Genomic DNA, 14531 nt, shown 5'->3' on the forward strand with positions numbered 1-14531 from the left:
TAAGTTTGGGTGTTTTGTATACTGCTTGTTATTTTTGGAGGTGGGTCGGATTTCTTTTCATGATGAGGAATTTGTAGAAATGTTAAGGTTGGGAACTAATTCTGAAGTAGAATTGGAAGCAATGAATGAAAATAAAATTGAGTTCAGAAAACAATTGGGAAGGCTACTTAATAAAAGTAGAAAAGATGCAAAAAGCGAAGAATGTTATTACTGTGGTAATAAATATAGTGGTTTTTGTAATTCCCACTCCATCCCAGCATTTTCTTTAAGGAATATTGCAGTTGAAGGAGAATTATACAGTAATAATAAGTTAGTAAGTTTACCTTTATTAGATGAAGACAAAGGTGTAAATCAGTCAGGTACTTTTCAAATAATATGTAAAGATTGTGACAGTAAAATTTTTAGAGATTATGAGAATCCAGATAATTATGATTCTATCCCAAATTCAAGAATGATAGCACAAATAGCTATGAAAAACTTTTTGAAAAGTATAAGTAAAAGAAAGAATGAAATAGCCCTTTATAACAACATAAATGAGAGATTCGACATACCATTTGAGGTTTACACTCAAAAACAATATATAAATAATCTAGATCTGCAAGAATATTCCGAAGGTTTTAATCGAGCAAGAAGGTTGATTGAAAAAGGATGGGAAGAGTATTACATGTTTTATTACGAAAAACTTGATTATGTGGTACCTCTCGCATTTCAAAGTAACGTTGCTTTAGTGCTAGATTTTAAAGGTGCTTTTATTAATAACATATACAACCCATCTCCCGAATATCAGGTGAAGGCTGTACATATATGTGTTTTTCCACTAGAAAAGTCAACTGTTATTATGATGTTTGTAGATTCAAAGGATAAGAGATATAGAGCTTTCTATAAACAGTTTAAAAAGTTAACTCCTATAGATAAATTGGCTGCAATAAATTATATAATCTTCAACTATTCTGAAGATGTATTTATGAACAAAGATATAAATGAGCTAGTTTTAAAAGATACAAGGCTAAGAGAGGCAAGTCAAAAATCATTTGATTTGGTTTCAACAACTCCATCTGTTAATGAGAAATTGTTACCAAAAGAAAGTTTGGATTTTTCGACTATGAATGACATGCCTAACTTGCTCTTGTATAAATTTAAAGTTCGATAGTTTATGTTTTATGGGAATAGAAATATTTAAAAAATGGGAGACGGATTATGGAGTATAAAACTTGTATATCGGTTGTAGTATTTAATGGGGACGAGGAAACTGAACACATATTTGAAAATGAGCATGTCAGTATCACTAGAGCAACGACATTATGGATAAAAAACATTAGTAAAGTAGAATCTGATTTCTTTGAAACAGTAAAAATGTGGTATGAAATAGATCGTAATACAAGTACAACCTCCTATTATTCTCTTAGAACAGGTGAACCAACAACCATTGAGTCATTTAGAAAATATTTTGTTAAACAAATTGACGAAGATAGACAAACTGTAATATTTGAATGGTTAAGTTAGAGCTTTTATAAATGAAACTGGGTCATAATATTTTTATGGCTCTCTTTTTTATCATCTGGTAATTTATGAAGCAAACAAGATAAAAGCAGTACAAAGAATTATGCTAAAGGTGTGTGACTTATTTGGAAATAATAAATTGGATAAATATGAATAACGGATTGGTTATGAGTGTTTTAACACTAGTCTATGTAATTGCTACTGTTTTAATTTTAAGGGCGAATTTTAGTTCGGTAAAGGAAATGAAAAAAACCCGAGAGGAGGAAAATCGTCCATATATAATAGTCTTTTTTGAAAGTAGAACGAATGGACCAGTTAATCTTATTGTCAAAAACATTGGTAAAACAATTGCAAAAGATACCTCAATAAAAATAAACCCTAGTCTAGATCATCCTGAATCAAACCCAATAAGTAATTCTAACCTATTGAACAAACCAATACCTGATATTCCACCAAATTATGAATATAAAGCATTCATTGGTATGGGGTGGGACTTGAAAACCGACGATAATGCTTATCCAGTCTATAATGCAGATGTTAGTTATAGAGATAATTCTTACAAGAAACTATATCAAGAAAAATATATATTGGATTTAAATTTTGAAAGTGGACTGTTATTTTTGATGGAAAAAGATATTAATGACTTGGCAAAAGATTTTAAGAGCTTCCAGGAAAATAGTGAACGCCAATTAAAATCAATAAATTCTACTTTGGAAAAAATAGCTGAAAAATAGTTATTCATATAGTAGATGCATTCAAAGTTTGTAGGTTGAAGCGATTATTTATTTATAAGTAAGTTCAATTCTTGACCAGTATTCCTATATATTAATCCATACTTTTACAACGAGGTTAAATCAGCAATAACGAAAAAGGAGGAATATACAAATGAGATCGCTAAACTATTCTTCGGATACTCCGGTATATGATCGAGGTCTTGACCAATTTAATAGATTCCCTTTTGCGCAAAGGGTAGCTAGTATAATATCAACACGTAATGATTCAAGTAATATTGTAATTGGAATTCATGGTGCTTGGGGAGAAGGAAAAACATCTGTATTTAATTTTATAGAGAGTGAACTTGAAAAAGAAAAAGAAGTTATTTGCTTAAGATTCAATCCATGGAGATTTGGAAACGAAGATCAAATGCTTATTAACTTTTTCAATGATCTTGCTAATGCAATTGAGAGGTCATTGGAATCTGGAAAGGAAAAGGTTGGTGAATTTTTAAAGGCATATGGTAAACCCGTTGCATCGTTATTTGGTCATGCAGAATCAGCAGATGGTGTAGTTTCATTTTTCTCGGACGTAGATGTAGAAGAGTTAAAAGGAAGAATTGAAAATCTCCTCGAGGAGGAGAAAAAAAGAGTAGTAATTCTTGTAGATGATATTGATAGACTTGAAAAAAACGAAATACATTCCTTATTTAGATTAATTAAATTAACAGCAGACTTTAAATACACCGCTTACATCCTAGCATTTGATAAAAATGTAGTTTCATCTGCATTACAAGAGCGGTATGCGGGTGATACTTCAGAATCTGGATATTCATTCCTAGAAAAAATAATTCAAATCCCTCTCCAACTTCCCACTATTGATCGTGACGATCTAAGAAGTCTCTGCTTCAATGCTATAAATGAAGTGTTAGATTTTGTTGAGATTGAAATAAATGATGAAGATGCAAGGGAGTTTGCAAATAATTATTCTAAAGGGTTAGAACCTCACTTGAAAACACCTAGGCAAGCTAAATTATATTCTAATATCCTTATGTTTTCTTTACCAATATTAAAAGAAGAAGTCAATATAGTTGATTTAATGTTGATTGAAGGAATCAGGGTATTCTTGCCTAGCGTTTATACTTTAATTAGAGATAATAAAGATTTATTTTTAAATGATGGTACCACAGGGGCAGTGTATGGTAATGCCGAGGCGGAAAAGCTAAGACGAAAAAAGAGCATTGAAGATTCTTTGAAAAGATATACAGATGATGAAATAGAGCAAATTAAAGACTTGTTATGTTTTTTGTTTCCTAAACTCAATAGTATTTTTAAAAATACTCATTATGGGAATGATTGGCAATCAAAATGGACTGAAAAACAAAGGATAAGTTCACACCAATATTTCCAAAGATATTTCACATATGCAATTTCTAATAAAGATGTTTCTGATTTAGCGATAACCGAACTATTAGCATATAGTGAACTGCACTCCATAGAGGATGTTGTAAACGAAATTAAAACAATAATCACAGATAAAAACGCAGAAACATTCATATCGAAGTTAAGGACCTCGAGTAAAAGGTTCACTCAACGACAGTCAGAAATATTGGCGCTTTCGGTAGCAAGGTTAGGTGAACATTTTCCCAACCCAATACAAATGTTTAGAACAATGAACACTTACGGTCAAGCAGCGTTGTTTACAGGTGACTGTATAGAAAACATTACAGATAGGGAGGCTCAAATAGAATTAGCGTCGAAAATAATTCTTTATGCAGAATCATTGTCTTTCTCTGCAGAGTGTTATTGGGGATTTAGAAGGAATACAGAGGAACATCCAAACCCTCAAGGATTTTCTTACGAAGAATACTCAAAAATAGGGATTGGTCTAGCAAAGAGAATATCAACAGAATTTATCGACATAGAAAAGATAGAAATAAATGATGTGGAGCGATTCTCATATCTCCTTTTCATTTGGAATGAATTTGGAGAGCCAGAAGAAGCAAGAACTTTAATTTCAGAAAAAATACGAAGTGATCATAATTTTGTTTTTGAATTATTAAATGCTTATACACCTACTGCTTTCGGATCATTTGGGGCAAAGAAGTCAAGTTTTAGTAAAGAAAACTATGATAGTATTAAAAGGCTCATAGATCCCTTAGTAATAGTGGAAGCAATCAATAGTGTTTATATGGATTTCCAATTAGATGAACAGTATCCTGAATATTTGGAGATAACACGAAATGAAGAATTAGCCCGTCAGTTTTTATGGATTCATGAAAATTCAAATGTTGAGGAATAAATAAACCTAAAATAGCTAAACCTTTAAAAGATAAAGTGGAATTTGGTTTAAAGCCTCCTAAGATGCGGTGGAATTAATTCAATAATATGGATGAGATTACACGTTTTTAAATTGATGTGATAAATTGTGAATTTTATAATTGAATAAACAATGTATTACATTGGATTTCAAACCTCTCTATTTGGGCACCGTCTGGGCACCAAACTCAAATAATTACCGCTATTTAAGCAAATTATAGCTAATAGTGTTATCATAAAAATACGTTATTTCAATCAAATTTCACTAACTCAAATTAGTAAAACAGCCCTGCACTAGTTCCTAAACCGCAGGTCGGAGGTTCGATTCCTCTCGGGGCCACCATTTAAATCCTTATGAGATAAGGGTTTTTTATTTTGTCCTTTTCACCCTCAGTTTTCTACGATTATCCATCTCACCCTTTTTTTTACTTTAACACTATCATTTATAAAGCCAACTTCATAAAAGGAAACACCAATCCATTTAGCTAAAGAGTAACGAACGATTCACTGGAAATGAGTGAGCTGATGATGGGGAAGCGTAAATGGTTTATGCTCATTGTTCTTTTAGGAGCAGCTTTTATCACGTTTACATTTATCGGAAAGGAAAAGAAGATTTCCGATGACGTTTTAACTGTGGAAAAGGCTGATGATATCGTCCCTTACTTTAAAAGCATCACTCCTGGACTTGAACTAGCAATAAAGTCAGGAGATTATCAAGCATATGAAGGTCCTTCACTACCAAAAGATTTTAAAATAAACGTGGATAGCTTCTGGTACTCTCGACACAATGTCTTTGTTTTCTATCATGTTGATGTGTCGGATAGTAAGTTTGTCATAACAAGAGATAGAGAAGATCTCCCTAAAATTGATCAACTTGTGATGGAAGATGGTTCGGGTAAAGCATCTGTATTGGAACTCGTTGAAACAGGTGAAGGTGTACTGTTTGAAGATGACTATTATATGAAGGGAACGTTTCAAGCTGTTACTCATTCTGAGACAAACGAGCCTCTTCAAAAATGGAATGGAGCACTAAAAGCAATTGTAAGTGGAAAGCGATCTGCTACCGTTGAAGTGCCTGTGTCTTATGAGTACGAAAAGGAAGAAAAGATCACAAGACAAATAAATGAAACAAAGAAATTTGTAGAAACAATTGTAACTGTTTCTCAATGGGAGAAGACGCCCTCTGATAGTCGTCTCATACTAAATATCAATTCTCCTCTTTCAAAAATCGTTGAAATGGATTTGAAGATCTCAACCAATGAAAAAGAGATAGCGCCGCTAATAGTAGAAGAGATCAGCGGTCAATACTCAGTATCTTTTCCAAGTGGAACCGAGCTACCCGAAGCCATCCAATTCTATGGGCTGATTGGCGCATCTTTAAAGGAAATCATTTTCGAAGTTGATCCGAATCAATATGAAATTTATAAGCAGATTAAAGAATCGACTTACACGCATCGAGTAGATGAACCTATCACTACGATGTATGGTGCTGAAATTGTTAAGGAGACTCTCTATTATGATGATCATGGAGTTACATTTCACTTACTATTGAATCAAATTGCTACGGAAGGTCTTTCCTTAAATTTGTTGTATAAAGATCAGATCTTGATAGAAGCCGTCAATGAGAGGAATGAGAAACGTCACTTGAGATTACTTGGGGATGAAGAAGATCGATTGACGTTTAAGATTAACCGTGGGTTTTATGAGCGGTCTGAAATAATTCAGGTTAAATTAACGAATCTCCCCGTGTATGTGCCAACAAACTGGTTAATCAAACCTCGGAATGAGTAATGCTCATTGTTAAAAAATGCAAGCTAAAGCAACGTAAAGGTGATATGATAGAAATAGTATGGAGAGTTGGGAGGCTTTCAAGTTGGACGATTGGAAAGGGACTTTGGCAGAACTATTTCGTGCTGTTGGCATCAATCTTAAATCAGAGCTTTCTCCCGTGGTTGATGGTATACAATCTGTTTTCTCAGATAATCCGTGGGGACAGCTTTTCTTATTATTGCTTATCCTTCTCATCATTGCTCAAGGTATGAGCGCGATTGCTCGGCAATATGATCGTGCCTTCAGGCAAACGATTGAGCGGAAGATGGAGACGAATTCACATCTACATAATTTTTTTAAAGGTTTTTTGCATCATAAGCGTTCAGAAGGATGGATGAGAGACGCAGCCTGGCAACAAAAAGAGCTTCAGCGCTTTGATTTATATGAATTGGAATGGCTGAAAGCGGAACTTGCTACAGCAGAAAAAGACTTTCGCGATTATCGACCACAGACTTTTTTAGCTGGCATCCTTTTTTCGGTAAGCATTCTTTTTCTAATCTGGTATTATGATTGGACGATTTTCGAAAAAGAAGTTCTGACCATTTTGTTACCAGTTCTCCTTGTTATATGGTGTATGGGTCTCGTGTTTTATAAGGTTGGTATTAAGAAACGCTTCTATCAGTCTTTGAATACTAGCGTCCAACTGGCGATTTCGACAAAAAAGGTCCAGGATGTGATGATGTACATCGATTCTGATTTAAAGCGATATAAAACAGAGCGTGTGACAACTGACGGGGGATATTATGAAGTTGTTCGCTGCATGACCTGTCTTTACCATTCAAAATATCTTGAAGAAGTTCGCTTCCAGATCAATGATACGACCCTTGCCTTTGCGGCTAAAGAACGTGTGATTGAAGTTACAGTAAATAGCGGATTCGGCAATTCGTTTTTAATCGATCGTCTTGAGTTTAGAGACGGCTACTGTCAGAGTCTTCGTAAAGGTAGCAAGCTTTTCGATGATAAATTAATGGTTACGTATTTAAATGCTGCTTTCGAACAAAGACCGGCTTATTTCCAAACAAGCTCATAACAAATGACCCCTCTTCTATGGAAGAGGGGATTTTGTTATCCTTCATAAGCTGTTGTTGTATTTCGCTGATTCGCTTTTTCAATAAGGTCGTCTATATCCAATTCAGTTGAAGCTTGTGTACTGGCTTTTAAGTTTCCTTCCATTAAGCGGAGGGCATAGTCATTATCCTCCTTAACGTTAGAGGCACAGCAATCAGATGGTATATAAAGATCGTATTCCCTCATATAAGCATCATTCGCAGTAAAGAGTACACAAATGTTTCCTGCAAAACCAGTTAGAATAAGTGTATTGACGTTCAAGAATTTGAGTAACGTTGAGAGTGGGGTTGAGAAAAAGCCAGAATGCTTCGGTTTCACAACAGTATAATCATCGTCTTCTGGCTCAAGGCGATCCACAAGATGTTGACCATTTGCTTCGGCTGCATAGTTGATGACCTTTTTGAAGTCAGATTGCCATAAGCCGTAATTATCATTAACATAGATAACAGGCATCCCTTTTGCTTTCGCTTCTTTTTTTAAAGATTGTATATTGTCTGCTGTTTTCTCTGTGTATCTAGCAAGAAGTTCAGCATCTTCGAAATCCATTGTATTGATCACATCAATTAATAAAAGAGCGGCAGAAGTAGTTTGATGGCTATGTTCAATGTGTTTCTTACTCATATGAACTCCTCTCCTTTAAATGAATTGGAATAATGTGTAGTTTACCCAAACGATTAATAGATAAAACGACTGTAAAGGATGGAAATGAATGCAGGACCAAATTGAAAAAGATGAGCAGTTTATGCGACTTGCTATGACGGAAGCACAGAAAGCTTCAATCATAGGTGAAGTACCCATAGGCGCAGTCATTGTAAAAGATAATGAAGTGATTGCCTCTGCATATAACCTTAGAGAAACGGAACAACGATCTGTAGCACATGCAGAGTTGCTTGCGATTGATGAAGCATGTCGTAAAGTGGGGTCTTGGCGCTTAACTGACTGCACGTTATACGTAACCCTTGAGCCTTGCGCTATGTGTAGTGGAGCGATTGTTCTTTCTAGAGTAGAGCGTGTGGTCTTTGGTGCCTACGATCCAAAGGGTGGATGTGCTGGGACATTAATGAATTTATTGGAGGATCCACGTTTTAATCATCAAGCAGCTGTAACGCCAGGTGTTTGTGAAGAGGAATGTGGAACCATGTTATCAGCTTTTTTTCGTGACTTAAGACGAAAACGAAAAGAAGAAAAGCAGCGATCGTCAATCATTGAAAATCAGAAAGAGACGTGATATAGTTTTTTTGTCAAAGAGACAACGTTAGATGGAGGCGTACCCAAGTCTGGCTGAAGGGGGCTGACTCGAAATCAGTTAGGACGTTCACGCGTCGCGGGGGTTCAAATCCTCTCGCCTCCGCCAGTTACATTTATCGGTGTAGTAGACCTGTTGCTAAATTGGTCGAAATACGATATACTTTATCTTGCACCATTCGAGTGCACAACAATGTTATCAAATTTGCCGTGCTAGGTGGGGAATTAGCGGTGCCCTGTACTCGCAATCCGCTACAGCGAGACTGAATCCCTTCCCGAGGTTTAGCTACTGCGGGGTCTGCCCTGAATAAGTGGTGTTGACATTCGGGTCCTGCGCAACAGAGTCCTATGAACCCTGTCAGGTCCGGAAGGAAGCAGCAGTAAGTAGGTACCCTCTGTGTGCCGCGGGAGTGCCCGGATCGAGCTAACTGTTCAGGTAACGCCTGTGGTTGCTTTATCAAAGGAAGGTGCACGGTTTACTTAATTTAAATGCTCAAACTCACTCTTTTAATAGGGTGAGTTTTTTAGTATCGTTTTATCTGATTGTCTTTTGAATTAGAAGCGGTGAAACGGTATAATAGAAATGTATGAAGAGGTTAGGAGGAGAGTAGGCGAATGAGTTATCAAGCGCTATACCGCGTTTGGCGACCGCAAACGTTTGAAGATGTGGTTGGTCAAGGGCATGTAACAAGAACAATTCAAAACGCACTCATGCAGCAAAAAATCTCTCACGCCTATTTGTTTACAGGACCTCGAGGAACGGGAAAAACGAGTGCTGCGAAAATTATTGCGAAGGCCATTAACTGCGAGAAGGCACCTGTTGCTGAACCATGTAATGAATGTTCAGCATGTCTCGGGATTACGGATGGTTCGATTTCAGATGTTATTGAAATTGATGCTGCCTCTAACACAGGTGTTGATGACATCCGTGATATTCGCGATAAAGTAAAGTATGCGCCGAGTTCTGTTTCTTATAAGGTGTATATCATAGATGAGGTTCACATGCTTTCAACTGGAGCGTTCAATGCCCTTCTGAAAACGTTAGAAGAGCCACCAAAGCATGTAGTATTTATTCTTGCGACCACTGAGCCGCATAAAATTCCATTAACCATCATTTCCAGGTGTCAGCGTTTTGATATGAGAAGAATTACGGCGCAGGACATCGTTGGACGGTTACAAACAATTATTAAAGCGCAGGATATAGAGGTAGAAGAAGATGCGCTTTATCAAGTTGCTCGAGCAGCAGATGGTGGGATGCGAGATGCGTTAAGTATTCTTGATCAGGCAATCTCATATAGTGAGGCTGAAGTTGTATTAGATGATGTGCTTGCAGTAACAGGAAGCGTGTCCCAAAAAATGATCTCGAAAATTGCGATGGCTTTCTACAATAAAGATGTGGCAGAAGCTTTGAACGCAGTAGAAGAATTAATGGATCACGGGAAGGATGCTGCTCGTTTTCTAGAAGACTTAATTTATTACTACCGAGATTTACTGCTATATCAAACCGCGCCTCAGCTTGAGGAAGTAGTTGAACGGGTAAAAATCGACGAAACGTTTCAGCACTTGGGAGATCGTTCTCGGAAAGAATGGATTTATACTGTTATTGAGACATTGAATCGATCGCAGCAGGAAATGAAGTGGACGAACCATCCACGAATCTTTCTGGAATTAGCGCTTGTTCAAATCTGCCAGGAAGAGACGAGTAGTCAGCCTATACAAGGTGGAGAAGACCAAAATGAACTACTTGATCGTATTCAAAAGCTAGAAAATGAGTTGAAAACACTGAAGGAGCAAGGCGTTACGGTTAAGCAACAAGAAGAAGGTTCTGAACCAAAACAGAAGAAACAATTTAAACCTTCCAGACAGAAATCCGGCGTATCTCATGGTAGAATAAAAGAGATGCTGAAGAAAGCTACTAAGCAAGATTTAATGAAAGTAAAAAGCGTGTGGGGAGAAGTGATGGAGAACGTTCGTCAGGAAAAAGTCTCAGCACATGCCTGGTTGAAAGATAGTGAGCCGGTGGCCGCTACAGACAACACTTTTCTTTTATCTTTTCAGTATGACATGCATTGCCAGATGGCAATGAAGGACAACATTCGTGGTACGCTTGAACAAGTATTAGCACGAACGCTTGGTAAACAGTTAGAAATGGTTGCAATTGTGGAACAAGAATGGAAGGAAATTCGCACAGAATTCTTGAAAACAAGAGATGAACCAGAACCTGATCAAAAAGGGGCTGAACCGGCGGAAGATCCATTGATCGCTGAAGCAAGACGTCTTGTCGGCGATGATTTATTAGATATTCAAACATAAAAATGAACAATAACTAAGGAGGAATTTTTTTATGAAACGTGGCATGGGTGGCGGAGGAAACATGAATAACATGATGAAACAAATGCAAAAAATGCAAAAGGATATGGCGAAAGCTCAAGAAGAACTAAAGGATAAAATCGTTGAAGGTACAGCTGGCGGCGGTATGGTTCTAGTTAAAGCGAATGGTCATAAAGAAATCCTTGAAGTAATTGTAAAAGAAGAGGTCGTAGATCCAGATGATATCGACATGCTACAAGACCTTGTGCTTGCTGCAACGAATGATGCACTACGTAATGTAGATGAATTGGTAAACAAAGACATGGGCAAATTTACACAGGGTCTTAATATGCCAGGAATGTTTTAGGGGGTACGCAGGTGCATTATCCTGAACCAATATCAAAACTGATCGACAGTTTTATGAAATTGCCGGGAATCGGACCAAAAACGGCGGTCCGCCTGGCTTTTTTCGTTCTTGAAATGAATGATGATGATGTCCTTGATTTCGGAAAAGCGTTAGTTAATGCAAAGCGTCAGTTAACTTATTGTTCTGTGTGTAATCACATTACAGACACCGACCCTTGTCGTATTTGTTCAGATAGCCATCGCGATGAGACGATTATCTGTGTCGTTCAAGATGCTAAAGATGTTATTGCTATCGAAAAAATGAAAGACTACACAGGTTTATACCATGTTCTTCATGGTGCTATTTCTCCTGTTGAAGGTATTGGGCCTGAAGATATCAAGGTACCAGAGTTATTGAAACGTCTGCAGGATGATAAGGTAACAGAAATTATACTAGCGACGGACCCGACGATTGAAGGAGAAGCAACAGCGATGTATATTGCTCGCCTGGTTAAGCCTACAGGTATTCGTATTACTCGTATTGCTCATGGTCTCCCTGTTGGGGGCGATCTTGAGTATGCTGATGAAGTCACCCTTTCAAAAGCAATGGAAGGACGTCGTGAATTGTAGCATCAGGAGGGAAGCAAATGTTCTTCAAACGTAAAGGCTATTTGCGGAAAGACGCTGATGAGCGTTTGATTCAGACGCTATACGAATTAAAAGATGTATGGAACAATCAAAAAGAAATCGTAGAGCGCAGTGTTGAGCCTTCTGGAGCCGTTCTTGCGAAGCTTAAAGTGGATGAAGCAAAATACTTCTTTCTATTAAAAGAAGCAAAACGAAGAAAGATAAGAATGGGATAAACCTCCCGTTCTTTTTTATTTGGACAGACATATGCTTTAGTAATTCTGAAAAAAAGAGCGGAGGCCTATTATGGATCCTAAACTTATTATTGGCTTATTTGTCTTCAGTATTGTTTTGCTTCTTTTTGTGGGGGCACCACTGAAGCCGATGCGTTGGATTGGGCAGGGGTTAATCAAGTTAGCAATCGGTGCATTACTTCTATTCTTTCTCAATACATTCGGCACTCCATTTGACCTCCATGTTCCTATTAATCCCGGGACAGCAGTGATCACCGGTTTTCTAGGCGTTCCTGGCCTTATAGCTCTGGCTGCAATTGAACTGATTTTGATAGGTTGAATGAAAAGGACTCATGTAACTAAAAGAGTCCTTTTTTGTTTTTCTGAAATAACTTTTGAAAAAGGGGTTGCGTAACAGAGTTAACCCTGATATAGTTATATAAGTCGCCGCAACAACGCGGTTGACGCCGAAAAGAATTTCAAAAAAGTTATTGACGCTGACGGAGTTAATATGGTATATTAATAAAGTCGCTGAAAACGACATTGAAAGAAAAAAATCGATCTTTGAAAACTGAACGAAACGCCATGTAAGTAGTTGTTTCTACGGAAACAAAACATTGTTTTAAAGCTAGATTAAGCTTTCTATCGGAGAGTTTGATCCTGGCTCAGGACGAACGCTGGCGGCGTGCCTAATACATGCAAGTCGAGCGAAGAGATGGGAGCTTGCTCCCTGATCTTAGCGGCGGACGGGTGAGTAACACGTGGGCAACCTGCCCTGCAGACTGGGATAACTCCGGGAAACCGGAGCTAATACCGGGTAATACATCGCACCGCATGGTGCAATGTTGAAAGTTGGCTTTCGAGCTAACACTGCAGGATGGGCCCGCGGCGCATTAGCTAGTTGGTAAGGTAATGGCTTACCAAGGCGACGATGCGTAGCCGACCTGAGAGGGTGATCGGCCACACTGGGACTGAGACACGGCCCAGACTCCTACGGGAGGCAGCAGTAGGGAATCTTCCGCAATGGACGAAAGTCTGACGGAGCAACGCCGCGTGAGTGACGAAGGCCTTCGGGTCGTAAAGCTCTGTTGTTAGGGAAGAACAAGTACCGTTCGAATAGGGCGGTACCTTGACGGTACCTAACCAGAAAGCCACGGCTAACTACGTGCCAGCAGCCGCGGTAATACGTAGGTGGCAAGCGTTGTCCGGAATTATTGGGCGTAAAGCGCGCGCAGGCGGTCTTTTAAGTCTGATGTGAAAGCCCACGGCTCAACCGTGGAGGGTCATTGGAAACTGGAGGACTTGAGTGCAGAAGAGGAGAGTGGAATTCCACGTGTAGCGGTGAAATGCGTAGATATGTGGAGGAACACCAGTGGCGAAGGCGGCTCTCTGGTCTGTAACTGACGCTGAGGCGCGAAAGCGTGGGGAGCAAACAGGATTAGATACCCTGGTAGTCCACGCCGTAAACGATGAGTGCTAGGTGTTGGGGGGTTCCACCCTCAGTGCTGAAGTTAACACATTAAGCACTCCGCCTGGGGAGTACGACCGCAAGGTTGAAACTCAAAGGAATTGACGGGGGCCCGCACAAGCAGTGGAGCATGTGGTTTAATTCGAAGCAACGCGAAGAACCTTACCAGGTCTTGACATCCTCTGACAATCCTGGAGACAGGACGTTCCCCTTCGGGGGACAGAGTGACAGGTGGTGCATGGTTGTCGTCAGCTCGTGTCGTGAGATGTTGGGTTAAGTCCCGCAACGAGCGCAACCCTTGATCTTAGTTGCCAGCATTTAGTTGGGCACTCTAAGGTGACTGCCGGTGACAAACCGGAGGAAGGTGGGGATGACGTCAAATCATCATGCCCCTTATGACCTGGGCTACACACGTGCTACAATGGACGGTACAAAGGGCAGCAACACCGCGAGGTGAAGCAAATCCCATAAAGCCGTTCTCAGTTCGGATTGCAGGCTGCAACTCGCCTGCATGAAGCCGGAATTGCTAGTAATCGCGGATCAGCATGCCGCGGTGAATACGTTCCCGGGCCTTGTACACACCGCCCGTCACACCACGAGAGTTTGTAACACCCGAAGTCGGTGGGGTAACCTTTATGGAGCCAGCCGCCGAAGGTGGGACAAATGATTGGGGTGAAGTCGTAACAAGGTAGCCGTATCGGAAGGTGCGGCTGGATCACCTCCTTTCTATGGAGAATTACGAAGGTAACTTACGTTACCAACCTTACATGAGCGTTTCGTTTAGTTTTGAAAGAATGATTTATTCTTTCAAACCAGGTGAAGTGATGAAGCTTAGGCGGATTCAAACAGTAGCCTTGTTCCTTGAAAACTAGA

The 14531-nt window shown here is 39.0% G+C and carries 13 protein-coding genes, 1 tRNA gene, 1 rRNA gene and 1 other RNA gene; 15 read left to right on the forward strand and 1 reads right to left on the reverse strand.

All coding sequences use genetic code 11. From position 1 onward, the window contains the following. The first annotated feature begins 79 nt into the window (after positions 1-79). The 6 genes from AC0VYV_RS00225 (at position 80) to AC0VYV_RS00250 (ending at position 7392) form a co-directional block, all read left to right on the forward strand. Complete coding sequence (locus AC0VYV_RS00225) at positions 80-1150, forward strand: hypothetical protein (protein WP_475374358.1); 1071 nt, start codon at positions 80-82, stop codon at positions 1148-1150. 47 nt (positions 1151-1197) lie between these two features. After that, on the forward strand, positions 1198-1503 hold the full coding sequence (locus AC0VYV_RS00230) for a hypothetical protein (protein ID WP_475374359.1): 306 nt from the start codon (positions 1198-1200) through the stop codon (positions 1501-1503). 122 nt (positions 1504-1625) lie between these two features. Beyond that, the gene (locus AC0VYV_RS00235; protein ID WP_475374360.1) at positions 1626-2234 is read left to right on the forward strand and encodes a hypothetical protein; all 609 of its coding nucleotides are present in this window, start codon (positions 1626-1628) and stop codon (positions 2232-2234) included. Positions 2235-2385: 151 nt separating this feature from the next. Continuing rightward, entirely contained in the window at positions 2386-4515 is a 2130-nt protein-coding gene (locus tag AC0VYV_RS00240) for a KAP family P-loop NTPase fold protein (protein ID WP_475374361.1), read from the forward strand. Between the two features lie 545 nt (positions 4516-5060). After that, on the forward strand, positions 5061-6323 hold the full coding sequence (locus AC0VYV_RS00245) for a hypothetical protein (protein WP_475373172.1): 1263 nt from the start codon (positions 5061-5063) through the stop codon (positions 6321-6323). Between the two features lie 82 nt (positions 6324-6405). After that, positions 6406-7392, forward strand: coding sequence for a hypothetical protein (locus AC0VYV_RS00250; RefSeq protein ID WP_194222571.1), 987 nt, complete (start codon positions 6406-6408; stop codon positions 7390-7392). 35 nt (positions 7393-7427) lie between these two features. On the opposite strand, the gene AC0VYV_RS00255 is transcribed toward AC0VYV_RS00250, so the two are convergent. Beyond that, positions 7428-8051, reverse strand: coding sequence for a cysteine hydrolase family protein (locus AC0VYV_RS00255; RefSeq protein WP_475368275.1), 624 nt, complete (start codon positions 8049-8051; stop codon positions 7428-7430). A gap of 100 nt (positions 8052-8151) precedes the next feature. Here AC0VYV_RS00255 and tadA point away from each other — a divergent pair, with 100 nt between their 5' ends. The 9 genes from tadA (at position 8152) to AC0VYV_RS00300 (ending at position 14384) form a co-directional block, all read left to right on the forward strand. Further along, the gene (gene tadA, locus AC0VYV_RS00260) at positions 8152-8658 is read left to right on the forward strand and encodes a tRNA adenosine(34) deaminase TadA (RefSeq protein WP_194222625.1); all 507 of its coding nucleotides are present in this window, start codon (positions 8152-8154) and stop codon (positions 8656-8658) included. A gap of 33 nt (positions 8659-8691) precedes the next feature. Continuing rightward, positions 8692-8784: transfer RNA gene (locus AC0VYV_RS00265), tRNA-Ser, on the forward strand. 99 nt (positions 8785-8883) lie between these two features. Further along, positions 8884-9150, forward strand: an RNA gene (gene ffs / locus AC0VYV_RS00270) — signal recognition particle sRNA large type. A gap of 140 nt (positions 9151-9290) precedes the next feature. Continuing rightward, positions 9291-10988, forward strand: coding sequence for a DNA polymerase III subunit gamma/tau (gene dnaX, locus AC0VYV_RS00275; protein ID WP_194222573.1), 1698 nt, complete (start codon positions 9291-9293; stop codon positions 10986-10988). 43 nt (positions 10989-11031) lie between these two features. Beyond that, on the forward strand, positions 11032-11352 hold the full coding sequence (locus AC0VYV_RS00280; protein ID WP_370314437.1) for a YbaB/EbfC family nucleoid-associated protein: 321 nt from the start codon (positions 11032-11034) through the stop codon (positions 11350-11352). Positions 11353-11363: 11 nt separating this feature from the next. After that, positions 11364-11960: a recombination mediator RecR gene (gene recR / locus AC0VYV_RS00285; protein ID WP_194222575.1), complete on the forward strand. Its 597-nt coding sequence runs from the start codon at positions 11364-11366 to the stop codon at positions 11958-11960. Positions 11961-11977: 17 nt separating this feature from the next. Continuing rightward, positions 11978-12193, forward strand: coding sequence for a YaaL family protein (locus AC0VYV_RS00290; RefSeq protein ID WP_194222576.1), 216 nt, complete (start codon positions 11978-11980; stop codon positions 12191-12193). A 70-nt stretch (positions 12194-12263) separates the two neighbouring features. Beyond that, entirely contained in the window at positions 12264-12530 is a 267-nt protein-coding gene (locus AC0VYV_RS00295; protein WP_194222577.1) for a pro-sigmaK processing inhibitor BofA family protein, read from the forward strand. Between the two features lie 302 nt (positions 12531-12832). Then, positions 12833-14384 (forward strand): 16S ribosomal RNA (locus AC0VYV_RS00300). Positions 14385-14531: the final 147 nt, after the last annotated feature.

Source organism: Anaerobacillus sp. QJM3NY_17, assembly GCF_056173665.1.

What these genes read in the sequence shown, in the direction of transcription:
- AC0VYV_RS00280 (WP_370314437.1), top strand. Translation starts at nt 11,032, where the DNA reads ATGGGTGGCGGAGGAAACATGAATAACATGATGAAACAAATGCAAAAA.
- AC0VYV_RS00245 (WP_475373172.1), top strand. Translation starts at nt 5,061, where the DNA reads ATGGGGAAGCGTAAATGGTTTATGCTCATTGTTCTTTTAGGAGCAGCT.
- AC0VYV_RS00295 (WP_194222577.1), top strand. Translation starts at nt 12,264, where the DNA reads ATGGATCCTAAACTTATTATTGGCTTATTTGTCTTCAGTATTGTTTTG.
- AC0VYV_RS00255 (WP_475368275.1), bottom strand. Translation starts at nt 8,051, where the DNA reads ATGAGTAAGAAACACATTGAACATAGCCATCAAACTACTTCTGCCGCT.
- AC0VYV_RS00225 (WP_475374358.1), top strand. Translation starts at nt 80, where the DNA reads ATGTTAAGGTTGGGAACTAATTCTGAAGTAGAATTGGAAGCAATGAAT.
- dnaX (WP_194222573.1), top strand. Translation starts at nt 9,291, where the DNA reads ATGAGTTATCAAGCGCTATACCGCGTTTGGCGACCGCAAACGTTTGAA.
- AC0VYV_RS00290 (WP_194222576.1), top strand. Translation starts at nt 11,978, where the DNA reads ATGTTCTTCAAACGTAAAGGCTATTTGCGGAAAGACGCTGATGAGCGT.
- AC0VYV_RS00230 (WP_475374359.1), top strand. Translation starts at nt 1,198, where the DNA reads ATGGAGTATAAAACTTGTATATCGGTTGTAGTATTTAATGGGGACGAG.
- AC0VYV_RS00240 (WP_475374361.1), top strand. Translation starts at nt 2,386, where the DNA reads ATGAGATCGCTAAACTATTCTTCGGATACTCCGGTATATGATCGAGGT.